At 46.6% G+C, this 22,171-nt stretch carries 24 protein-coding genes; 18 read left to right on the forward strand and 6 right to left on the reverse strand.

Annotation, left to right across the window (positions count from 1 at the left end):
• Positions 1-143 precede the first annotated feature (143 nt).
• Positions 144-527: a glycine cleavage system protein GcvH gene (gene gcvH, locus OCU77_RS02595; RefSeq protein WP_315972518.1), complete on the forward strand. Its 384-nt coding sequence runs from the start codon at positions 144-146 to the stop codon at positions 525-527.
• Positions 528-586: 59 nt separating this feature from the next.
• Here gcvH and OCU77_RS02600 read toward each other — a convergent pair whose 3' ends face one another.
• Positions 587-787, reverse strand: a complete 201-nt coding sequence (locus OCU77_RS02600; protein WP_048900570.1) for a DUF1107 domain-containing protein — start codon at positions 785-787, stop codon at positions 587-589.
• Between the two features lie 464 nt (positions 788-1,251).
• Between OCU77_RS02600 and OCU77_RS02605 the strand changes: the two genes are divergently transcribed.
• From OCU77_RS02605 to nqrM, 3 genes are read left to right on the forward strand one after another with little or no spacing between them, the layout of a single operon-like run.
• Complete coding sequence (locus tag OCU77_RS02605) at positions 1,252-1,566, forward strand: DUF134 domain-containing protein (protein WP_107303075.1); 315 nt, start codon at positions 1,252-1,254, stop codon at positions 1,564-1,566.
• A gap of 51 nt (positions 1,567-1,617) precedes the next feature.
• Positions 1,618-2,085: a NifB/NifX family molybdenum-iron cluster-binding protein gene (locus tag OCU77_RS02610; protein ID WP_048900571.1), complete on the forward strand. Its 468-nt coding sequence runs from the start codon at positions 1,618-1,620 to the stop codon at positions 2,083-2,085.
• A gap of 11 nt (positions 2,086-2,096) precedes the next feature.
• Complete coding sequence (gene nqrM, locus OCU77_RS02615; protein WP_048900572.1) at positions 2,097-2,303, forward strand: (Na+)-NQR maturation NqrM; 207 nt, start codon at positions 2,097-2,099, stop codon at positions 2,301-2,303.
• A gap of 44 nt (positions 2,304-2,347) precedes the next feature.
• Here nqrM and OCU77_RS02620 read toward each other — a convergent pair whose 3' ends face one another.
• Genes OCU77_RS02620 through ygfZ form a run of 3 tightly spaced genes read right to left on the reverse strand, consistent with a single transcriptional unit; the run spans position 2,348 to position 4,782 of the window.
• Entirely contained in the window at positions 2,348-3,283 is a 936-nt protein-coding gene (locus tag OCU77_RS02620) for a LysR family transcriptional regulator (protein WP_107303061.1), read from the reverse strand.
• A gap of 43 nt (positions 3,284-3,326) precedes the next feature.
• Positions 3,327-3,809, reverse strand: coding sequence for an aminoacyl-tRNA deacylase (locus OCU77_RS02625; RefSeq protein ID WP_048900573.1), 483 nt, complete (start codon positions 3,807-3,809; stop codon positions 3,327-3,329).
• Positions 3,802-4,782: a tRNA-modifying protein YgfZ gene (gene ygfZ / locus OCU77_RS02630; RefSeq protein ID WP_048900574.1), complete on the reverse strand. Its 981-nt coding sequence runs from the start codon at positions 4,780-4,782 to the stop codon at positions 3,802-3,804. The genes OCU77_RS02625 and ygfZ overlap by 8 nt, the downstream gene beginning before the upstream one ends.
• 235 nt (positions 4,783-5,017) lie before the next feature.
• On the opposite strand from ygfZ, the gene OCU77_RS02635 reads away from it, so the two are divergent.
• The 3 genes from OCU77_RS02635 to OCU77_RS02640 all read left to right on the forward strand — a co-directional run bounded on the left by OCU77_RS02635 (position 5,018) and on the right by OCU77_RS02640 (position 7,694).
• On the forward strand, positions 5,018-5,278 hold the full coding sequence (locus OCU77_RS02635) for an FAD assembly factor SdhE (RefSeq protein ID WP_048900575.1): 261 nt from the start codon (positions 5,018-5,020) through the stop codon (positions 5,276-5,278).
• Complete coding sequence (locus tag OCU77_RS25235) at positions 5,226-5,705, forward strand: protein YgfX (protein ID WP_390624759.1); 480 nt, start codon at positions 5,226-5,228, stop codon at positions 5,703-5,705. The genes OCU77_RS02635 and OCU77_RS25235 overlap by 53 nt, the downstream gene beginning before the upstream one ends.
• A gap of 162 nt (positions 5,706-5,867) precedes the next feature.
• The gene (locus OCU77_RS02640) at positions 5,868-7,694 is read left to right on the forward strand and encodes a methyl-accepting chemotaxis protein (protein WP_048900576.1); all 1,827 of its coding nucleotides are present in this window, start codon (positions 5,868-5,870) and stop codon (positions 7,692-7,694) included.
• A 123-nt stretch (positions 7,695-7,817) separates the two neighbouring features.
• Here the strand turns inward: OCU77_RS02640 and nadB are convergent, their stop codons facing one another.
• Positions 7,818-9,437: an L-aspartate oxidase gene (gene nadB / locus OCU77_RS02645; RefSeq protein ID WP_048900577.1), complete on the reverse strand. Its 1,620-nt coding sequence runs from the start codon at positions 9,435-9,437 to the stop codon at positions 7,818-7,820.
• Between the two features lie 541 nt (positions 9,438-9,978).
• Here nadB and rpoE point away from each other — a divergent pair.
• From rpoE to acpS, 11 genes are all read left to right on the forward strand, one after another.
• Complete coding sequence (gene rpoE, locus OCU77_RS02650; RefSeq protein ID WP_048900578.1) at positions 9,979-10,557, forward strand: RNA polymerase sigma factor RpoE; 579 nt, start codon at positions 9,979-9,981, stop codon at positions 10,555-10,557.
• A 24-nt stretch (positions 10,558-10,581) separates the two neighbouring features.
• The gene (locus OCU77_RS02655; RefSeq protein ID WP_048900579.1) at positions 10,582-11,253 is read left to right on the forward strand and encodes an RseA family anti-sigma factor; all 672 of its coding nucleotides are present in this window, start codon (positions 10,582-10,584) and stop codon (positions 11,251-11,253) included.
• A 58-nt stretch (positions 11,254-11,311) separates the two neighbouring features.
• A complete protein-coding gene (rseB, locus tag OCU77_RS02660) occupies positions 11,312-12,301 on the forward strand; it encodes a sigma-E factor regulatory protein RseB (protein WP_048900580.1) in 990 nt (329 codons plus the stop codon).
• Entirely contained in the window at positions 12,298-12,795 is a 498-nt protein-coding gene (locus OCU77_RS02665; RefSeq protein WP_048900581.1) for a SoxR reducing system RseC family protein, read from the forward strand. Before rseB ends, OCU77_RS02665 begins: the two co-directional genes overlap by 4 nt.
• A gap of 76 nt (positions 12,796-12,871) precedes the next feature.
• The gene (gene lepA / locus OCU77_RS02670) at positions 12,872-14,668 is read left to right on the forward strand and encodes a translation elongation factor 4 (protein WP_107303060.1); all 1,797 of its coding nucleotides are present in this window, start codon (positions 12,872-12,874) and stop codon (positions 14,666-14,668) included.
• Between the two features lie 191 nt (positions 14,669-14,859).
• Positions 14,860-15,759 carry a signal peptidase I gene (gene lepB, locus OCU77_RS02675; protein ID WP_048900583.1) on the forward strand — a complete coding sequence of 300 codons (900 nt, stop codon included), beginning with the start codon at positions 14,860-14,862 and terminating at the stop codon, positions 15,757-15,759.
• A gap of 10 nt (positions 15,760-15,769) precedes the next feature.
• A complete protein-coding gene (rnc, locus tag OCU77_RS02680) occupies positions 15,770-16,444 on the forward strand; it encodes a ribonuclease III (RefSeq protein WP_048900584.1) in 675 nt (224 codons plus the stop codon).
• Positions 16,441-17,346 carry a GTPase Era gene (gene era, locus OCU77_RS02685; protein ID WP_048900585.1) on the forward strand — a complete coding sequence of 302 codons (906 nt, stop codon included), beginning with the start codon at positions 16,441-16,443 and terminating at the stop codon, positions 17,344-17,346. Before rnc ends, era begins: the two co-directional genes overlap by 4 nt.
• 8 nt (positions 17,347-17,354) lie before the next feature.
• Positions 17,355-18,065: a DNA repair protein RecO gene (recO, locus tag OCU77_RS02690; protein ID WP_048900586.1), complete on the forward strand. Its 711-nt coding sequence runs from the start codon at positions 17,355-17,357 to the stop codon at positions 18,063-18,065.
• Positions 18,062-18,793: a pyridoxine 5'-phosphate synthase gene (gene pdxJ / locus OCU77_RS02695; protein ID WP_048900587.1), complete on the forward strand. Its 732-nt coding sequence runs from the start codon at positions 18,062-18,064 to the stop codon at positions 18,791-18,793. The genes recO and pdxJ overlap by 4 nt, the downstream gene beginning before the upstream one ends.
• Positions 18,793-19,176: a holo-ACP synthase gene (gene acpS, locus OCU77_RS02700; RefSeq protein WP_048900588.1), complete on the forward strand. Its 384-nt coding sequence runs from the start codon at positions 18,793-18,795 to the stop codon at positions 19,174-19,176. The genes pdxJ and acpS overlap by 1 nt, the downstream gene beginning before the upstream one ends.
• Before the next feature lie 116 nt (positions 19,177-19,292).
• Here acpS and barA read toward each other — a convergent pair whose 3' ends face one another.
• On the reverse strand, positions 19,293-22,076 hold the full coding sequence (gene barA / locus OCU77_RS02705; RefSeq protein WP_048900589.1) for a two-component sensor histidine kinase BarA: 2,784 nt from the start codon (positions 22,074-22,076) through the stop codon (positions 19,293-19,295).
• Positions 22,077-22,171 lie beyond the last annotated feature (95 nt).

Raw genomic sequence — 22,171 nt, forward strand, 5'->3', positions numbered from 1 at the left:
TTTGTCCAAGTTGGCACTTTTCATCTACATTAATTATCAGTGCATTTATGTGTGAATCATGCACCTTATTTTCCCTGTTATATACAGCGCGTTTTGGCATAGGCTGCGGGCTGTTTTCATAAGGATATTTCGCCATGAGTTATGTGCCGACTGAATTGCTTTTTACCACTACACACGAATGGATCCGTGATGAAGGTGACGGTGTGTACACCATAGGGCTAACAGATCATGCTCAGTCTCTGTTAGGGGATATGGTGTTTGTAGATCTGCCTGAAATAGATGCAGCCACCGATGCAGGTGAGGAGTGTGCGGTGGCTGAATCGGTCAAAGCGGCTTCTGATATCTATGCGCCTTTGACGGGTATTGTGATTGACGCGAACGAAGATCTGGAAGGATCGCCTGAGTTGGTGAATAGTGATCCCTACGGCGATGGCTGGCTATTTAAGGTGAAATGTGACGACGAGGGAGAGCTTGATGAGTTACTTGACGCAGAACGCTATCAAGATCTGATTGATGAGTCTGAATAAAGCCAAAGAAACAAAAAAGCCCACATTAAGGTGGGCTTAAAGCAGTCTATTAGTTTCCGCTAGTACACACGAATACGGCGAATCTCCTGATTCACTTCATTCACAGTTTGGTAATGACGCTGCTCTGCCTTTACCGGTACCAGTAACAATCCATTGTTAAATTCATAACCGCCACGCCCATCTATATAAACTCGGCCGCTGAATAAACGACTAACGTGCTTTGCGACAAGCTTTGGCATGTAACGTTTGAACATTCGCATAAAAAACTAACCTTCCATTGGTCTCGAACGCAGATATTATAAAACAGCACACATTTCACTTTTGTGACTGAATTAGCATAACGCGTCTATTATTTCCTATTGATTGGTTTATTTATTTGCTCTTATTTATATCAAAAGTGATTTATTCTGTTTTAGGTTGTTTTTCATCTAACCATACCAACGGTGAATAAATCACCGCACCTGCATATTACCTAACGCTTACCTATTGTTTTATAAAGAATTAAAAACAGTAACTTTATCATTTTGATAGCTTAATTATGCTTATTTGATTTTATGCCTGTTTAATGTTTGAACAGCCGTAGTATGACGGTCGCTGATATTCAGTGTTTTGTGCTGTTATTACCCACTGGTATTAGCAGTGGATTTGTTTTGGATCAATACAAGGTTTTTGGCGTACGCCAATAATGGGTTTATGGCGTATGCCAATAACAGTTGAGGACACAATGGCTAGACCGAAACTTGCACGACGTATTGGCTGCAGACCAGCCTATAGCTGTTTTAAGCCTAATGGTGTGCCTATGTCTGAGTTATCGCATCACCAGTTGGCTGCTGATGAATTGGAAGCGATTCGTCTGGTGGATTTTATGGGATTACAGCAACAACCTGCTGCGGAGCAGCTCGGAGTTTCTCGGCAAACGCTGGGTAATATCTTGGCCTCTGCACGTAAGAAGACAGCACAAGCCCTAGTCGAAGGGATGGCGTTAGAGTTGCAACCAGCCTCGTTAGCCGATACGCAGGCAGTGAATAATAAAGAATAATTTAATAACCCAATTCTTAGTGAATAAGATTGAATCAGAGAGAATTTCGAAATGTTACGAGCAATAGCTGTGAATGCAGCGAACAACGTGGCAGGCCATTTTGGTAAAGCCCCAGAATTTGCAGTATACGACGCGCAAGGTCAGTTGATTGAGCGCATGATCAACAGCGGTAGCAAAGCGGTAGGGTGTAAGCATAAAAAACAGCTTCAGCGCCGTTTGAGCGAGTTAGGTGTGCAAGAAATTGTACTGGGCAGTATTGGTCAGCGCTCACTTGCTCGCTTGTTAAATGCTGGATTTGTGGTGAGCCAAGTGGCTGCTCGGACGCCTGTCAGTGATGTGTTAGCAGGGACGGCAAATAAGTTGAATTTAACGGCTGCTGAGCATGGCCGGCCGTGTAAACGGGAAAAAGGAGAGTGTGGCTGCGGTTGTGGTAGCAAAAAAGCGGCTGCACCTAAAATTGGCATGATGATGAATAGTATGTCGCGTTTGTCTGGTCTTAGTCGTATTAAACTTAAATAAGGAAGGGACCGATGACTTATCTATTAACCCTAGCGATTTTCTTGTGTGTGATAGCAGCAATGGCAATTGGCTGGATAGTGAAGAAAAAAACGATAGCAGGTAGCTGTGGTGGCTTAGCCAATGTGGGTATCGATAAAGAATGCGACTGCGAAGAAGTGTGTGATACCCATAAGCTGTATCAAATTCAAGAGCCTTCTGCGAAGCCTTCAGAGCAATAAACGAGGGGATGACCGCGATATGATGTCGCGGTTATTTAGTTTTATTAGGGCTGGCGTAGCGTATGGACGCGTTCAGTGACCGTATCTTTCACTATTTGGCGTAACCAAGTGAGCTTTGGATGATCCGTATTACGGCGTTGCCACAATAAGTTAATGTCGAAGTCAGCAATGTCGACGGGCGGTGGGCACTGCGTGAGCTGGTCGTTAAAAATATCGAGTTGTGCCATTAAACGCGATACCACACAAATCAAGTTTCGCCCCGTCAATAGGTGGCGAATAGTGAGAAAATTTCGCGACCCTAATGCGATATGGCGCTGGAAGCCTTGGTCGGCCAGTTGTTGATCAATCCCGCTGCACAATACGCCATCGGGCGAGACCAGCGCATGTGGCGTCATGATATAACGCGCTAGGCTGACTGGTGCGGTTAACCCTGTTGCGGCGCTGTCAAATAAGCAAACATGATCTTCGGTATATAAATACTGGCTTTCAAGTTCTTTGCTATTTGTGTGCATAGAGCCAATCACAATATCAACATGACGATCGCTAAACGCATTGAGATAATTATGTCGATCGATGTTACAAAAGCTGAGATGGCATTGTGGCGCGAGTTGTTGCAAGGTATCGAACAGCGCTGGGGCAAAAAGCAGTTCGGCGTAATCGGTCAAGCCAATGGTAAAAGTGCCTGTGTAATCATCAGGCACAAATTGCTCTGGCTGCAGGACTTGATTGGTGATCATTGCCAAAATGGTATCAACTGTTGGCGCAAGATCAATTGCCCGCGCAGTAGGCACCATAAGGTGCCCCTGACGCTCGAATAAAGGGTCGCCAAGTAATAGACGTAAGCGCGATAAATTGTGACTCATTGCAGATTGGCCGATTGACAATTTATCGGCTGCTCGCGTGACGCTGCGGTGTTCCATCAGAGCTGAAAAAGCCACTAGTAAATTTAGATCCACACCGCGCCAGTTAATCGACTTCATAGCTTCCCTTTTGGTTGATGGCGGTTGATAGGTGTCGAATTATTTAACGACAAATATCGGCCATCATAGGATCACACAAGATCAGTAAGTCATCCTTGCTGAGCTCAACCCCAGCCATGCGATCACCACTGCTGATATTGACCAAGTCGTGCTGCTCGATACTTTGATCAAAAATAAGGGGCAGCGGGTTTTTGAGGCCAATCGGGGCGACAGTACCAATAACTAGCCCTGTGACTTTTTCTACGTCAGTTGCGTCTGCGCAAGTCATGCGACGGCAGCCAAAAATATCACGTACTTTTTTAGGATCGACTTGAGCGGGTCCAGGCACACAGGCCAGTACATGAAAACCACTCATATCGCGCAGCAGGATCGATTTCACCATTTGCTGAGGATCGACGCCCCGTTCTTGGGCGGCTTCTTCAATGGTTTTGGCCGGTTTACTGTGTGGTAAAAGGCGGTATTCCACGCCTTCTTCTTCAAGTAATTGAATGACTGCGGTTTGTGTTACTGACATGGTGTTATTCATCTTCCAGCGAGTAAGGTAAAGCTTGTGTTGTCCAAAGGTTATCTGGCTGTGTTGATAAGCGGAACTGGGTGTCTTCATCCAGATCATTTGGCAGTACCACGAGGGCAATGGCTTGGTTATCAGAGAATTGGTAACCCGCGATAATGGTTCCGCCTTTACGCCAGTTTTCACCGACACTGCGCTCTAATGCATCTCCTGCTTGTGGGCATTGTGCTGTATCACCTTGGGCTATGTACATAGCGCGTTTATTAGTACCGCGATATTTTGCGCGCGCTACCGTTTCTTGGCCAACGTAACAACCTTTCTTGAAGCTAATCCCGCCAACAGCTTGTAAGTTCATCGCCTGTGGCACAAATTCCAGCTCAGTTGCTGCTTCAATACGAGGTAGTGCGGCTTTAATATCGTACAGATCCCACAGTGAACTTGTGGCTAATTTTGCGTCGGTTGCCAGCTGATTAGCCACGGCTTCTGCTTGTGCTGGTGCAACGGCAATTAACCAACGTTGATCATCAACTTTAACAGCGGTACCACCATCAAACGGACGAACTTCGTCGCTACCTGCGAAGCATTGGTCAATAACCGCTTGCGCATTTTCGCCGCAAAGGCCAAGCAAGATATCTTGACCTTGTTCAATATCAACTTTAGAAAAGACGGCGTACTTTTTCAGCTCAGGTAATTGGGTTGCCATGATGCTTTTACGTTGCAGTAAAGCGTAGCCTTGTTGGTGGTGAAAAATACGGAAAATAGTGCGCATTTTTCCTTTCGCATCACAATGTGCCCCCAGTGTTGAAAGGGCTGGGTCTAAGGTAACAACATCACAGGTTACCTGACCTTGTAAGTAAGATTTTTTATCTTCACCCACTAGCGTAACCAGTGACCAATCAGAAAGATCCACCAAAGAAAGCGCGGGCAGAGCATCGCTGCTGGCTACTGGAAGATGTTCAAAATTGAGGGCGTTTGACCAAGTGCTCATAAGGCGTTTCCACTGTTCGGGTAACCACGTTGGGCAACAGCATGCTAGCTGGCGGACGTAATCACAATAATGAAGTATATCTTGCTATGGTAATGGGCTAAGGAAGATTTGTCAGCTATCGATCAGATACAGCTCTCATCTTGGCAGATTGCTTGTCCTTGCGCATAGTAGCGGCTATTGGTGACTGGTACTATATCGCTAAAATTACCAACCAAGTTGAACATTGAGGTTGAACATGATCAGTGCAGATGAAAAAGCACGTGTAAAATGGGCTTGTCGCCGCGGTATGCTTGAATTAGATGTGATTATCATGCCGTTTTTCGAAGAGTGCTTTGATGATTTATCAGAGCAAGAGCAACGTGACTTTATCTCTTTGCTTACGTGCGATGATCCTGATTTGTTTATGTGGGTGATGAAGCACGGTCGCAGTGAAAATGCTGCTCATGCAGCGATGGTGGATAAAATTATTGCCCTTAACGACAGCAAACTTCGTTAATCTTTCGATTTCCCCTTCCATATACCAAATAGCTGCACTGCATATTGCCTATGCTTGTGTGGCTATTTTTCTTTGTATTGTCGCCAGCAGTTCAATGACGATGGGGCTGATTGTGGCTTTTTGCCTTGATGGGTTACTGACTGAATGGTTGTCTCATACCAAGACATTGTATCAACAACGCGGTTGCTTACAGCTCAATGAACATGGCGAGGTACAATGGCGGCAAGGTGAGAATCAGTGTTCAGGTTTTTTGATCCAGATCTCACTTCAAACACGCTATCTTATCGTTATTAGCGCGACATTACACTGTGATGCTCGGCAACATAAAACGCAGCGATATTTTGTGATTGACCCTTGTTGTTGCTGTGAGAATGACTTTCGAACCCTTTCCTTATATACCCGCAGTATTATCAGCTTTAGATCCTAGAGTTGCATATTAAACTTGATGGTTAATTTCTGTCGCCACCCTTAAAGAATGCTTGCTTGTCGTGCCAGTAAATAACGTTAAACCTTTCTCTGGTATGGCCGATAGAGCTGATTATAACAATTATACCAATAGTGAATTAGCGCATTCCTAAGGACCTTTACTGTGAAAATTAAACACAAACTTTTAGGCTTAACGGGGATTTCCGTTAGTGCCTTACTGTTATCGTTAACGCTGAGTTGGTTTGCCAATGAACGTGTGGCAGCCATTGATAGAGCAACATTGACTGTCAGTGAGCTGGAAGTGACCTTGCTAAACTTGCGTCGTAATGAAAAAGATTTTTTGGCGCGCTTTGATATTAAGTACCAAGGCCAATTTAACGAAAATACAGCATTATTTGAGCAGCAATTAGCAAGCCTGAATCGCAATGTTACTGAACTGGAACTGCAGTTGGTACACATGGATACCTTGCCGCAATTTATTCAAAACTATCAGCAAGGCATGATGGCGATGATTGCGGGTTATCAAGTCTTGGGGTTAACCTCACAGCAAGGGTTGAACTTAGCGTTTGAACAAGCTGCGGAAGCTTTACAGCAAAGTGCATCTCGCCAGCTTGATGCACAAGCGATTTTTTCATTGATCCAAGATGCCAAGCTGTTCACGGCCACGCAAAACTTAGCCTACTTCCAAGATTACCAAACCGCTTATCAGCAGGAACTAGAGTTAGTCGGCGCGCGTGTGAAAACCCCTTTGGTTGCTTTTAATAACGCGCTTGAGCAAGTTGTTGCTCAGAATAAAATTGTCGGCTTGGATCATAAGTCAGGCTTACGTGGTGATATTCGCCAGCAATCGCATCAGCTTGAGCAAGCCTTCAATGAGATGTCTGTACAGTTGCATGAGATTGCAGAAACGCAGCGCCAAGACATTATGACAGTCACGATCATTGCTGTCTTAATTGTGATCGCAGCTCTGTTGACCCTTTCAATGTTTATCAGCCAGTCAATCCAACAACGAATCAGTGCAATGAGTAAGCTAATGTCTGACATTGCCACAAGTCATGATTTAACCTACCGCGCTGACGAATCGGGACGCGATGAAATTAGCGATATGGCGGTTAACTTCAATTACTTGCTAACGGGGCTTCGCCAACTGGTGAGCGATGTACAAACTGCAATCACTGAGCTGGGGGCGGCATCTGAGCAGCTTCAGCGTCGTAGCCGTGATACTGAGAGTGCGATGGCTCAGCAGCAAGCAGAAACGGATTCTGTGGCAACGGCAGTGACTGAGATGGGGGTTACCATCCGTGAAATTGCGATGAATACTGAAACGGCGGCGGGTAATGCACACAGTAGCCATCAGGGCGCAACGGAAGGCCTACAAGAAGTGAATATGACGAAAACGCGTATTCGCCAGCTATCGGATGATTTAGCGCAAACCAGCGATGAGATTGCTAACTTATCTGGCTTATCGGACAACATAGGTTCGGTGCTTGATGTGATCAAAGGGATTGCCGAGCAAACGAACTTGTTGGCGCTGAACGCGGCCATTGAAGCGGCACGTGCAGGTGAGCAAGGCCGTGGTTTTGCCGTTGTTGCTGATGAGGTGCGTACATTGGCATTACGTACCCGTCAGTCGACAGAAGAAATCACCACGATTATCGGCTCGTTACAAGGACAAACAGAGCAGGTGGTTGCACACATTAGCCGTTGTCGTGAACAGGGTGACATGAGTGTTGAACAGGTGGACAACGCAGAGCAGAAAATCAGCCAAATCATGACGGATATGCAAGCAATTATGGATACCAGTACTCAGATTGCCACGGCTGTTGAAGAGCAGTCGCATGTTTCAAATGAAGTGGCGCAAAATGTCACTGTGATCCGTGACATCACCACCTCGAACGCGGAAATCTCGCACGAAAACGCTCAAGCAGCAAATGCAGTGGCCGATCAAGCGCAAGGGTTAGCGAAAGCGATTGCCCATTATCAGGCATGATAGTTCTGTAGCTGTTAATTGCTAGACGTATAAGTAAAAGCCCAGCTCATAATGAGTTGGGCTTTTTTCTGATTGTTATACGGGGTCCGCTATGCACTGAATACACAGTGGGTCTAGCTGGGATTAACAGGGCTGATCTGGAGTAAGAATGGTTGGCTTAGCTTCAGTATCCAGCTCTGGATAATCTAGGGTGTAGTGCAAGCCACGGCTTTCTTTCCGCTCCATCGCACAACGTACCATGAGCTCAGCGACTTGGACTAAATTACGCAGTTCAAGCAAGTTATTAGAGACTCGGAACTCGCTGTAGTACTCGTGGATTTCTTGCTTCAGTAGCTGAATACGGCGCATTGCACGTTCTAAGCGTTTAGTTGAACGTACTATGCCCACGTAGTCCCACATAAATAGGCGTAACTCATGCCAGTTGTGCTGGATCACGACCTCTTCATCTGAGCAGTTAACTTGGCTCTCATCCCAACGTGGTAAGTGATCAGGCAGGGCAACATCATCAAACTTTTTAGTAATGCTTTCAGCTGCCGCCCAAGCGTACACCACACACTCAAGCAGTGAATTAGACGCCATACGGTTGGCGCCATGTAAACCGGTATAGCTTACTTCACCAATGGCATACAAACCTTCGAGATCGGTTCGGCCCTCTTTATCGACAATCACCCCACCACAGGTGTAGTGTGCCGCAGGGACAATTGGGATTGGTTCTTTGGTGATATCAATGCCGAAGGTTAGCAGCTTGTCATAAATGGTAGGAAAATGTTTAGTCACAAAGTCTGCAGGCTTGTGGCTAATATCGAGGAACATGCAGTCTGCGCCTAAGCGTTTCATTTCGAAATCAATCGCACGAGCGACCACGTCACGCGGTGCAAGCTCGGCACGTTCAGGGTCGAAATCCAGCATGAAACGGCTGCCATCAGGGCGGCGAAGATAAGCCCCTTCACCACGTAATGCTTCGGTCAGCAAATAGTTACGTGCTTCGGGGTGGAATAAACAAGTCGGGTGGAATTGGTTGAATTCCAAGTTGGCAACTCGACAACCCGCACGCCAAGCCATTGCGATACCATCGCCTGATGATACATCTGGGTTTGAAGTGTATTGGTAGACTTTAGATGCGCCACCTGTAGCGAGTACCACAAATTTGGCGCGTACCGTTTCAACCGCCTCGATGTCACGGTTCCAGATGTAAGCCCCGAGAATACGGTTTGGCTCATCGGTTTTACCGAGTTTTTGATTGGTAATCAGGTCGAGGGCGTTATGGCGCTCAAGGACATCAATGTTAGGGTGGTTGACTACGTTGTCTTGTAATGACGTTTGGACGGCCATGCCAGTGGCGTCGGCGGCATGAAGAATACGGCGGTGGCTGTGGCCTCCTTCGCGCGTCAGGTGGTAACGCGGTTCTTCATTATCAGACTCTTCCTTATCAAATGGCACACCACCGTCAATGAGCCATTGCACACATTCTTTCGCGTTTTCAGCAATGAAATGCACCACGTCTTCGTCACAAAGGTGTGCGCCTGCGATTTGCGTGTCTTCCACGTGTGATTCAACACTGTCCGACTCGTCGAAAACGGCTGCGATACCGCCTTGCGCATAATAGGTCGCACCTTCGCTGCGAGGTCCTTTGCTGAGTACGATGACTTTGCCAAGTGGCGCTAAGCGTAATGCCAATGATAAACCAGCGGCTCCGCTACCAATAACGAGTACATCACACTGATGTTCACGAATTTCGTTCATATTAATTTCATATCCCTGTGGCAATCCGCATAATGGTATACCAATATGCGTAACTATGTGAATCAAACCACACTCATTGTGGTGGAATTGCCGTCAAACCATAAGCAGGTTAACTTATTACCTGCGTTGTTATTCAGCGTGAGAAAACTCACATGGTATTGCGTTCCATTTTTCAGCTTTTGCCTGCTGCATCTTTATTATGAATGATGCTTATCATCGAATAATCTTGATGTGAGATGATTCATCGGCGCTGTAACCTTGTATACTGGTGGTATTTTGCGCCACCGTGATAAAAAAATCGCGCATTATTGTAGAGAAATTATTTTTTATCTTTGGGAACTTTACCTAGTTCAGCAAGTCTTAAATTGTGCTCATGTTCATAAATGCTTTTATATTGTCGCATACCCGTGTGGTTTGGGTTGATTGAAAGTTTGGCCTTAGCGCTGAAACTCATGTGGGGCAACTGTAGAAGTATTGGTATTCACTTGTGGTAAATAAAGTGATGCACGAGTGCAAGACAGATATAGGAGTAACCGCTCGAATGAGCGAGCAGCAAACTGATCAGGTATTAATCGAGCGAGTACAACGCGGTGACAAGCAAGCCTTTAACTTATTGGTCGTAAAATACCAAAACAAGGTGTGTAACTTAGTCTCTCGTTATGTCAGTAATTCTGGTGATGTGCCAGACGTGGCGCAGGAAGCGTTTATTAAAGCGTACCGAGCATTACCGACATTTCGTGGTGAAAGTGCTTTTTACACATGGCTTTACCGTATCGCTGTTAATACTGCGAAGAATTATTTAGTGGCTCAGGGGCGTCGTCCACCCGCTTTCGATGTAGATGCAGAAGATGCTGAATACTATGAAAGTGGTAGTGCGTTGAAAGAAATATCGAACCCTGAGAACCATATGTTGTCAGAAGAATTAAAGCAGGTTGTGTTTAGTACTATTGAAGGGCTACCTGATGATCTCAAAACCGCAATCTCGTTACGTGAACTGGATGGTCTAAGTTACGAGGAAATTGCAGAGGTGATGGGGTGTCCTGTTGGTACGGTACGTTCACGTATTTTCCGAGCGCGAGAAGCGGTCGAAAAACGCATCCGTCCTTTGATGCAACATTAATGTTGAGCCAAACGGTGAAAAAAGATGGCTGATAAAGAAAAAATTTCGGCATTATTAGATGGCGAAGATTTAGATCAGAGCATTATTAATGCGCTGACAGTCGATACAGAAAGCGAGCAAGCCTGGCAAGACTTCAACCTTATTGGTGATGTCATGCGTGGTGATGCGCCTCAATGCAAAGAATGGAATATTGCAGGGAGTGTTGCACTAGCGCTGGAAGCCGAACCCGCCCATACCGGTGCTGAGGTTACGGTTGAAACGCCAGACGATATTGCACCTGTTGTAGATTTGAAGACGGTTCGCGAGATCCCAGAATCACAACCAAGCCCACGCGAAGTGCGCCGTACCTTACCTAACTGGTTAACCCAATTTGGCCAAGTTGCGATGGCGGCAGGTGTATCGTTAGCTGTGATTGTTGGTGTTCAACAATACAATGGTGGCGACGATGGTGCAGCCATCGATATGGCCTCTGACTCTCAATTGTCAGTATTGCCAACAGTCCCATTTGCGGGTACTGCTGAGCCTGTTAGTTTAACGCGTGATAGCGTACGAACAGCACACAATAATGGACCAAGCGAAGCTCAAATTATGGAGCAACGTCGTCGCATTAATGCCATGCTGCAAGATTACGAATTGCAGTTACGCCTTAATGCCGAAGATGGCAGCATTGATCGTTCGTTATTGAATGCTCAGTAATTCAGATTTGAAGCAGCAACAAACGACGGTTGGTTGCTGCAACCTTGATGGCGGATAAATGAAAAAATTTCTGGTCGGTGCGGCGACACTGGTCAGCCTGATGATGCCATGGCAAGCCTCCGCTGAAGACGCCGTTTCTTCTGCGGAGGCTTTGTTGCATCAGATGGATGTAGCAAGCCGCGAGCTTAGCTATGAGTTGTCGTACATTCTTATTAAGAAAAATAGCATTGAGCCTTTGCGCTACAGTCATGCGCAAATTGATGGCGAAACCTTTGCTCAGTTGGTGTATTTAAGTGGTCCGCCACGAGAAGTTATCCAACGTGGTAGCGAAGTGAGTTACTTTGAGCCGGGTTTGGATGCGTTTACTATCGATAGCAACAAAATGGTGGCACCACTGCCGCCGATGATGAAAGTTGATGTTGATGATTTAGCCGCTAACTACGACTTCATTTCCATGGGGCGCGCGCGTGAGGCGGGTGTGGCGTGTGATGTGGTACGTATTGCACCTAAAGATGGTACACGTTATTCCTACCTGCTTTGGGTCGCAAACCATAATAACTTAGTGATGCGTGCCGATTTGCTTGATCGTGATGGTGAGCCATTAGAGCAATATCGTGCGGTATCATATGTGGTCAACCCGAAAATTAGCGACGTGCTCAAGAAGCGCTTGGTCTCTGTTGAGCGACCTGTGGTGGTGCAACTACCGCCTCAACCACAAGCTGAATTAGGCTGGAAAGTGAAATGGTTGCCGCAAGGGTTTGAATCGGTTTCTCGTAATCGCCATCGCTTATTGATGACGGAGCGTCCGGTTGAAAGCAAAATGTTCAGTGATGGTTTATTTAGCTTCTCGATTTATGTTGGTGAGGCCGATGGCTTTACGGTACGAGAGCAGTTAGTTCGTCAAGGGCGTCGCACCTTACATAGCTACATGAAAGGCAATGTAGAAGTGACCGTTGTTGGTGATATTCCGCCTGCAACCGCCCGCCGCGTAGCTGAATCTGTCTCCTTTACCGCACAACCACCAGCCAAAGCGGACGCAGTCCAATGATGCGTTCGTTAGCGACAGTTATTGCCGTTGATTCCAGCGGCATCACTGTCAGCTGCCAGCAACAAACCAGCTGTGGTCATTGTGCATCACGGGATAGTTGCGGAACGGGCATTGTTTCAAAAGCCATTCCCGGCCGAGCACATCAAATCAATATCGAAACACAAGAACAGGTTGCGGTTGGCGATGTGGTTGAAATTGGCTTGGCTGAACAAAGTATGTTGAGTTCAGCCTTGCTGGTTTACTTACTTCCGCTACTCTTTTTAATAGCGGGAACCATTGCTGGGCAGTGGATATTTGTTGATTTGGCTGCAGGCAGTGAACTGGGCGTTATTGCCTTAGCGGGTGCCAGTGCGGCATTAGGTTTGGCGATTGCTCGTTATGTTGCCAAGCGTATTGAAGGGCAGTCAGCCTACACTCCGAGCTTAATTCGAGTGCTAGGGGCTCAAATATCCAACAATAGCGTAATAAATGCAGCAAGCAAGGATAGCGACTAGGCGGGAAATTCGGTAGAATCCGTCAACTTGATCGCGAGATCCCATTCATTTAATCACGAGTTAGTCACGTCAATTCATGAAGCACATTCGTAACTTTTCGATTATTGCACATATCGACCATGGTAAGTCGACCCTATCCGACCGCTTGATTCAAGTCTGTGGTGGCCTTTCCGATCGTGAAATGGCTGCTCAGGTTTTGGATTCCATGGATCTTGAACGCGAACGCGGTATCACTATCAAAGCACAAAGTGTAACCCTTGATTACACAGCAAAAGATGGCGAAACCTATCAGTTAAACTTTATCGACACCCCAGGACACGTTGACTTCTCTTACGAAGTATCGCGTTCACTTGCTGCCTGTGAAGGTGCCTTGCTGGTGGTCGATGCTGGTCAGGGCGTTGAAGCTCAGACACTAGCAAACTGTTACACAGCCATGGAAATGGACCTGGAAGTTGTGCCAATCTTGAACAAGATTGACCTGCCAGCGGCAGATCCAGAGCGTGTTGCAGAAGAGATTGAAGAAATCGTTGGTATCGATGCGCTAGAAGCGACTCGTTGTTCGGCGAAAACGGGTATCGGTGTTGATGATGTACTTGAAAACATCGTAACAGCCATCCCTGCACCTGAAGGTGATCCCGATGCGCCGCTACAAGCACTGATCATTGACTCATGGTTTGATAACTACTTAGGCGTGGTTTCTTTGGTTCGAGTGAAAAATGGCTCACTAAAGAAAAACGCTAAAATCAAAATGATGAGCACAGGTCAAACTTGGGGCATCGATCGTCTTGGTATCTTTACGCCGAAACAGATCGACACACAAGAGCTAAATACTGGCGAAGTTGGTTGGGTTGTTTGCGGTATTAAAGACATCCTAGGTGCGCCAGTGGGTGATACCATCACACTCGCTAAAGACGGTTGTGAAGCACCGTTACCTGGTTTCCAAAAAGTGAAACCGCAGGTTTATGCTGGTCTGTTCCCTGTATCGTCTGATGACTACGAGAACTTCCGTGATGCATTGGGCAAACTAAGCCTGAATGATGCGTCATTGTTCTACGAGCCAGAAAGTTCAGCAGCACTAGGCTTTGGCTTCCGTTGTGGTTTCTTGGGTATGCTCCATATGGAGATCATCCAAGAGCGTCTAGAACGTGAATACAACCTAGCGCTAATCACTACTGCACCAACAGTAGTTTACGAAGTTGAGAAAACTGATGGTGAAACGATTTACGTTGATAGCCCATCTAAGCTACCAGCAGTAAACGATATTGAAACCATCGGTGAGCCAATCGCACGCTGTAACATCTTAGTACCATCGGAATACCTAGGTAACGTTATTACCTTATGTATTGAAAAGCGTGGTGTGCAGGTGGATATGGTGTACCACGGAAACCAAGTCGCATTAACTTACGACATCCCTATGTCTGAAGTTGTATTGGATTTCTTCGATCGTCTTAAATCGACGTCGCGTGGTTACGCATCATTGGATTACAACTTCCAACGCTACGAAATCTCAAACATGGTTCGTGTTGATGTAATGATCAATGGTGAACGTGTTGATGCACTAGCGATTATCACGCACAAAGACAACGCAAATGGCCGTGGTCGTGATCTGGTCGACAAGATGAAGGAGTTCATTCCTCGTCAAATGTTCGATATTGCGATTCAGGCTGCCATTGGCGGTATGATCATTGCCCGCGCAACAGTGAAGCAGTTACGTAAAAACGTAATCGCTAAATGTTACGGTGGTGATATCAGTCGTAAGAAGAAACTCCTGCAGAAGCAGAAAGAAGGTAAGAAACGTATGAAGCAGATCGGTAACGTCGAACTGCCTCAAGAAGCCTTCCTTGCTATTTTGCATGTGGGTAAAGATAAATAAGAATCTAGATAACATCATTGCTAAGCAATGGTGTTAACTCGCGGTTTTTATTAATTAAAAGAGAAAGTCTGAGTTTAGATGTTTAAACTTGTACTTTCTCTTTACTGTTGAGTAAGGCTGCAAAATAACGGGGCTTACTCACTGTTTTACTCTACGGGTTCGTAGAGTGGGTTCAACGATTAGGGATTATAATGGCAAATATGTTTTCGTTAATTCTGGTACTGGCAACCTTGGTTACCGGTATCGTTTGGGCATTGGATAAGTTTGTCTGGGCGCCAAAACGTCAATTGAAAATTGATGCAGCAGCAGCCAATGCGGGCGATGAGATAGATGCTGAAGTTCTTAATACTGTTGCACCACAACCGGTATGGGTTGAGCAAACGGCTTCGCTTTTTCCGGTTATCGCACTAATAATGGTGTTTCGCTCATTTATTTATGAGCCGTTCCAGATCCCATCCGGCTCTATGATGCCGACGTTGCTCGTTGGGGATTTTATTCTGGTTGAGAAGTTTAGCTACGGGTTACGCGATCCTGTTTTCCGCCATAAATTGGTTGAAACCGGTGAGCCAGAGCGTGGCGATGTGGTGGTATTTAAATACCCACCTCAACCAAGCATCGATTACATTAAGCGTGTTGTTGGTATGCCGGGCGATACTGTTCGCTATAGCGCAAACAAACAAGTTTGTATTGCGCCGAAAGGCACCTCTGATTGCCAGCCAGTACCACAGACCAATATGGTAGACAGTGAGTTCCAGCAAGGCATGACACAACTCGTACAACTGAATGAGAAACTTGGTGACGTAGAGCACCAAATTTTGATTCACCCACTTAAACGTGACCGCACGTTAGCATATCAACCGCGCCCTGGCGTGAGTGAGTGGGTTGTGCCTGAAGGCCAGTATTTTGTAATGGGTGATAACCGCGATAACAGTGCTGACAGCCGCTACTGGGGATTCGTGCCAGAAGCGAACCTAGTGGGCAAGGCGGTCGGGATCTGGATCAGCTTTGATTTTGAACGAGGTGCAGACAGTGCACTACCTTCTTGGATTCCTACCGACGTACGCTTTAGCCGTGTCGGTGGCATAAACTGATCGAGATAAAATGACATCTCCAGCAAATAGACTTCAGCGTAAGCTGGGCTACCAATTTAATAATTTAGACCTGATGACCTTAGCGATGACGCACCGTAGCGCTAATGGTACGCACAACGAACGCCTAGAATTTCTTGGTGATTCGATTTTGAGCTTTGTTGTTGCTGATGACTTATACCACCGTTTCCCAGATGTGGATGAAGGTGATATGAGTCGTATGCGTGCAACGCTAGTTCGCGGTAAAACGCTGGCAGAGCTAGGTCGTGAGTTTGATTTAGGTGATCACCTACTGTTAGGTCCAGGTGAATTGAAAAGTGGCGGTTACCGTCGTGATTCAATCTTGGCTGACTGTGTAGAAGCGATCATCGGTGCGATTTACTTAGATAGTGATATCGAAGTTGTTCGTGGCATTATCCTGAGTTGGTACCAATCACGCCTTGAAACTATCAAGCCGGGTATTAACCAAAAAGATCCAAAAACACGCCTGCAAGAATGCTTACAGGGGCGCCGTTTGCCGCTGCCAGCATATACTGTAACTAAGGTTCAGGGTGAAGCTCATAACCAAGAGTTCACTGTGCAGTGTGAAGTAACAGGTTTGGATAAACCTGTAATCGGTAAAGGCGGCAGTCGGCGCAAGGCAGAGCAGGCAGCAGCAGAACTTGCGCTTAAGCAGTTGGAATCATGACAGATAAACAACATTGCGGCTTTATTGCCATTGTAGGCCGACCTAACGTAGGTAAATCAACGCTTCTTAACCGCTTAGTGGGTCAGAAGCTGTCGATTACTTCACGTAAGCCTCAAACAACACGTCACCGTATCATGGGTGTTGATACCCGTGACGGTTACCAAGCTGTCTATGTGGATACCCCTGGGCTTCACATTGAAGAGAAACGTACCATTAACCGTTTGATGAACCGTGCTGCAAGCAGTTCATTAACCGATGTGGAACTTGTACTGTTCTTGGTTGACGGCACGGTGTGGACTGATGACGATGAGATGGTACTGAATAAGCTGATTAAAAGTGAGCTACCAACAGTACTATTGATCAACAAAGTTGATAACGTTAAAGACAAGCATGAGCTTTTCCCGCACCTTAAACACCTGTCTGAAAAGATGGAGTTTGTGGATGTTGTACCTGTGTCGGCAAAACACGGTACTAACGTAGATGCGGTTGAGAAGATCGTGCGTGAGCACTTACCTGAAGGCGAATACTATTTCCCTGAAGAGTACGTAACTGACCGTTCTCAGCGCTTTATGGCATCAGAAATCATCCGTGAGAAACTCATGCGTTTCTTGGGCGATGAATTACCTTACTCGGTCACGGTAGAAATCGAACGTTTCGATTTTAACCCTCGTACCAACGGTTTTGATATCAATGGTTTGATTCTGGTTGAGCGTAAAGGCCAGAAGAAAATGGTGATCGGTAAAAACGGTGAGAAGATGAAAGTCATCGGCCGTGAAGCGCGTATTGATATGGAAGACTTGTTCGAGCGTAAAGTGTACCTAGAGCTTTGGGTTAAAGTGAAATCTGGCTGGGCTGATGACGAACGTGCATTGCGTAGCTTAGGTTACATCGACGACCTATAAGGGACACCATGGAAGGGCTACAGCGTTGTTTTGTCCTTCACTCTCGTCCTTACAGTGAGACGAGCCTGATCCTTGACATCTTTAGCGAGGATTATGGCCGTCTTACTTTATTGGCGAAAGGTGCGCGCCGTAAGCGTTCCAACCTCAAAGGGGCACTTCAGCCTTTTACACCACTCTTTATGAAATGGTCTGGTCGCGGCACTATGCCGATTTTAACCCAAGCCGAGCCTATCTCTATTAGCCTGCCGATGCGCGGCTATATCTTGTATTCTGCGATTTATGTCAATGAACTGGTAGCGCGTGTATTAGAAACTAATACCCCTTATCCTGTGCTGTTTCTGGATTATTTGAATGTACTGCGTGAGCTAGCACAAGCTGATAATCCAGAACCTGCATTACGCCGTTTCGAGTTAGCCCTGTTACACCATCTGGGTTATGGCATCGATTTTCTTCACTGTGCGGGGAGTGGTTTACCTGTCGAAGACAGCATGACCTATAACTACCGTGAGCAGCGTGGTTTCATTGCCTCTATGATGACCAACCAGTTGACCTTTACTGGCAGCCAACTCAAAGCGATTGCAGCACGTCATTTTACCAGCCCAGATCAGCTTCGGGCGGCAAAACGCTTTACACGTATTGCCTTAAAACCTTATCTTGGCGGGAAACCATTAAAAAGTAGGGAACTGTTTATCCCTCGATCAAGGAGTACCGAAAAATGAACAACATACTACTCGGCGTCAATATCGATCATGTGGCAACACTGCGTAACGCGCGTGGTACTCGCTACCCTGATCCTGTGCATGCTGCGGAAGTCGCTGAACGTGCAGGTGCTGATGGTATTACGATTCACCTTCGTGAAGATCGTCGTCATATCAATGACCGTGATGTACGTATTCTGCGTGAGACTATTCAAACACGCATGAACCTTGAAATGGCTGTGACCGATGAAATGGTTGAGATTGCGCTGCAAACGCAACCTGAATTTGTGTGCTTGGTACCTGAGAAGCGTGAAGAGTTAACCACTGAAGGTGGCTTGGATGTGGCTGGTCAGGTTGAAAAAATCAAAGCAGCAACAGAAAAGCTCACGGCGGCAGGCATTAAAGTGTCTTTATTCATCGATGCCGACCGTGCCCAAATTGATGCTTCGCTGGCATGTGGTGCACCATACATTGAGCTTCATACTGGCCACTATGCTGATGCAGAAACCGAAGAAGAGCAACAAGCTGAGCTTAAGCGCATTGCAGCAGCTGCCAGTTATGCTGATGGCCTTGGCATTAAAGTGAACGCTGGTCATGGCTTGACGTACCACAACGTAAAACCGTTAGCGGCACTGCCTGAAATTTACGAGCTCAATATTGGTCACTCGATCATGGGTCGTGCCATGTTTGATGGCCTCAGTAAAGCGGTTGCTGACATGCGCGCTATCATGCAGGAAGCACGTAAGTAATGGCAATTCTTGGCTTAGGTACGGACATTGTGGAAATCGAGCGACTTGAAAAGGTATTAACTCGAAGTACGGGTGAGGCTTTTGCTGAGCGTGTGCTCGTGCCGTCGGAGCTTGCTGCATTTCATGCATTAAAGTTCAAAGGCCGCTACTTAGCCAAACGTTTTGCTGTGAAAGAGGCGGCTTCCAAAGCTTTAGGTACAGGTATTGCCTGCGGTGTAAGTTTTCATGACTTTACTGTGAGCAATGATGAGCTAGGCAAACCCATTCTGAGCTTGTCAGGTAAGGCGGCAGAATTAGCGGCGGCCATGGGGGTTAATCATGTCCATTTAACCATCGCTGATGAAAGGCGCTATGCGGTGGCAACCGTGATCTTAGAAAGCTAGCCGCAAGCGGCTCTACAAACGCATCGTAATAAAAAAAGGAGAGCCTTGGCTCTCCTTTTTTTATTGTTGCACTCAATTGTTTTACCCGATTGAGTGTTAAAACAAATGCGGCTTGTCTAGTGGCGATATTCTTTCGATGCCTTAACTACGTTATTCATTTCATCGATAAGCTCAAATAACTCAGGCTCGATATCGTCTTGGGTTGCATTGGCTTTGAGCTGGGTTTCAATCGTGTGGCAGAGCGCTTTCAAACGCGGTACACCACTGTAAGCGCAGCTACCATGCAATTTATGAATAGAAGGCCATAACTCGATCTCTTTGCCATCTAAGGCTTCATTAACCAGCATTTCAACTTCTGGCATGAAGTCGAGCAGCATTTGAAGCATGTCTTTGGCGAGATCTTCTTTGCCTGCGGCTTGTTTTAAGGCAAGCTCCCAATCCCAGCTGACATTGCTTGCGGTGTTGCTTGTCTCCGTTTGCTGATGTGCAATCGGGGTAAAGTCAGCTTCTTCAATGTCATCTGCGGTGGCTTCCTGTCCATCAGGCAGTGTCCACTTCGATAAGATTTGTTGCAAGATATGCTCTTCAATTGGCTTGGTCAGGTAGTCATCCATGCCCGCATTGATTAAGCGCTCTCGTTCGCCCGCCATCGCATGAGCGGTGACCGCAATCACCGGCGTGTGGTGGTTTAACTCGGTTTTATGGATTTCCTGACAAGCGGTCACACCGTCCATTTCAGGCATCTGAATATCCATAAACACCAAATCAAAGGCTTTTTGGTGAGCGTACTCAACCGCTTTACGTCCGCCTGTTGCTGTAATCACCGTTTCAACCCGCTCACTCAATAGCGCTGAGATCAGTTTCAGGTTAGCCGGGTTGTCATCCACGGCCATCACTGTCAGTGGCAAGATCGTTTCTATTGGTTCTGGCTGCAACACGGTTTCTGGTTCTAGCAGGAGGTCGTTATTCCCCGCAAGTGCTTCAAATAATTTACGTTGTGCCAGTGGTTTACCTAAACATGCAGAAACCCCAGCCGCGAGTAAGCGCTCTGACAGCGCGAGTTCTGTCGCAGGTAAGCTAACAATGACCTTATCGGCGATTTGCTCGGCCTTGAACACATTATCAAGCAAGGTCGCAATTGGTGGCTGCTCGCCGGGTGATAGGCTAAGCAGGGCAAATTGATGTGGCTCGATGTCTTCTGGCATGGTCGAGCGGTAAGTCACTTGAAGGCCCGCACTGATCAAGCGTTGCTGAGTGACCGATGCTGCCTGCATATTCGGCTCGATCAAGAGCAGTTTCTTACCGACTAAGGTTGCGGTATCAATCGGTTGTGATACTGGGAGGTCTGTTTTCAGTAAGCGTAGGCTAAACCAGAAGGTTGAACCTTGGTGTAAGCGACTGGTTAAGCTGATTTCACCGCCCATTTGGGTCACCAGTTTCTGGGTGATAACAAGCCCTAACCCTGTACCGCCGTAGCGGCGTGAAATACTGGCATCAGCTTGACTAAAGGCTTGGAAAAGTTGCGCTTGCTGGCGCTCAGAAATACCAATACCTGTATCGCGAACAATGAATTGCAGTTCGACGTTTTCGTCTTTGTCAGCTTTGAGCTCAACCGAGACATCAATGTTGCCGCGCTCGGTGAATTTGACCGCGTTACCAATCAAGTTGGTTAGTACTTGCTGAATACGCAGTGGATCGCCAATCAGGCCAGCAGGAATACGGTTGTCGATTTTTAGCGTCAGTTCCAGCCCTTTTTCGTGAGCGTTAGGCGCTAATAGTCGCATGACTTCATCCAATGACTCGGTAAAGTCGAATGGGATATTTTCTAGTAGGAGTTTGCCCGCTTCTAGTTTCGAGAAGTCGAGGATGTCATTGATGATGGTCAGTAGGTTATTTGCCGATTTTTCGATGGTCTGTAAGTAATCTTGTTGGCTGGAACTCAGGCGCGTTTTGAGCATCTGACGGGTAAAGCCGATCACCCCATTTAGCGGCGTTCGCAGTTCGTGCGACATATTGGCTAAGAATTCTGATTTCACACGTGCTGCTTCTTGAGCGCGTTTTTTCGCAATATCGAGTTCGACGTTCTGGATCTCTAATTGCTCAAGCGTTTCTCGTAAATCTGAGGTGGCTTGATCAATGCTTTGTTGCATCTCAATATGGTATTCCGCCAACGAAATTGCCATCGCGTTAATACCGTTTTTCAAGGTATCAAGCTCACCCAATAGCTGACCTTCGATACGCACATCGAGGTGACCACGGCGAATACGGTCGACCACGCTGACCATGTGAGAAATGGGGCGAGTCACATCTTGCATCAAGCGGTAGGCGAATAACGATGACAGGGTTAAACCCAGTAATAGCACCATCAGTGCCGTAAAAACTTCTTGGTATTGCTGTAAGCGTAGGCTGCTTAAGTCGAGTTCTAGCGCAATATAACCCAGAGTACGTTCTTGACCTCGAATGCCAGACAGCTCGCCAAATTGGCCTTCGCTGACAATAGGGGCGCGTAGAATCATTGAATTCTCATTCAAGCGCGTATCTAACAACAAGGGGATCGGCTCGTCATCAGGGTACATCAAGGCTTCAAAGTTGCGATGGAAGTTAGAAGTAACAAAGAGTTCATTGTTGGCATCAAACACCGCAATACTGCGTACAATTTGCGAGTGCTTACGGTGGGCGTAGCCGATTAAGCGCCGAACGGCCTCTCGGTTATCTTTGGTCATACCAAATTCAGTGGAAATGGCCAGAGGTTCAATAATACTTGCGCCGGTAGAGACAAGTTGATGCTCAAGATCCTGATAGCGGCTCATGGTGAAAAAAGCGCTTAATAACAGGCCGATAATAAGTGTCGGTGCTAATGTCAGGGTGAAGACCCTGGCACGAAGTCCATATTTGGTCATGGTTCTCTTAATTACAAGAAAGCGATTCTGTGGGAGAATTGGTGTCCATCTGTGGCCTTAGCTTAAAGAAAGTCAGGCCATTCGACAAATTCTCA

It is taken from the genome of Photobacterium swingsii (assembly GCF_024346715.1).
GTDB lineage: Bacteria > Pseudomonadota > Gammaproteobacteria > Enterobacterales > Vibrionaceae > Photobacterium > Photobacterium swingsii.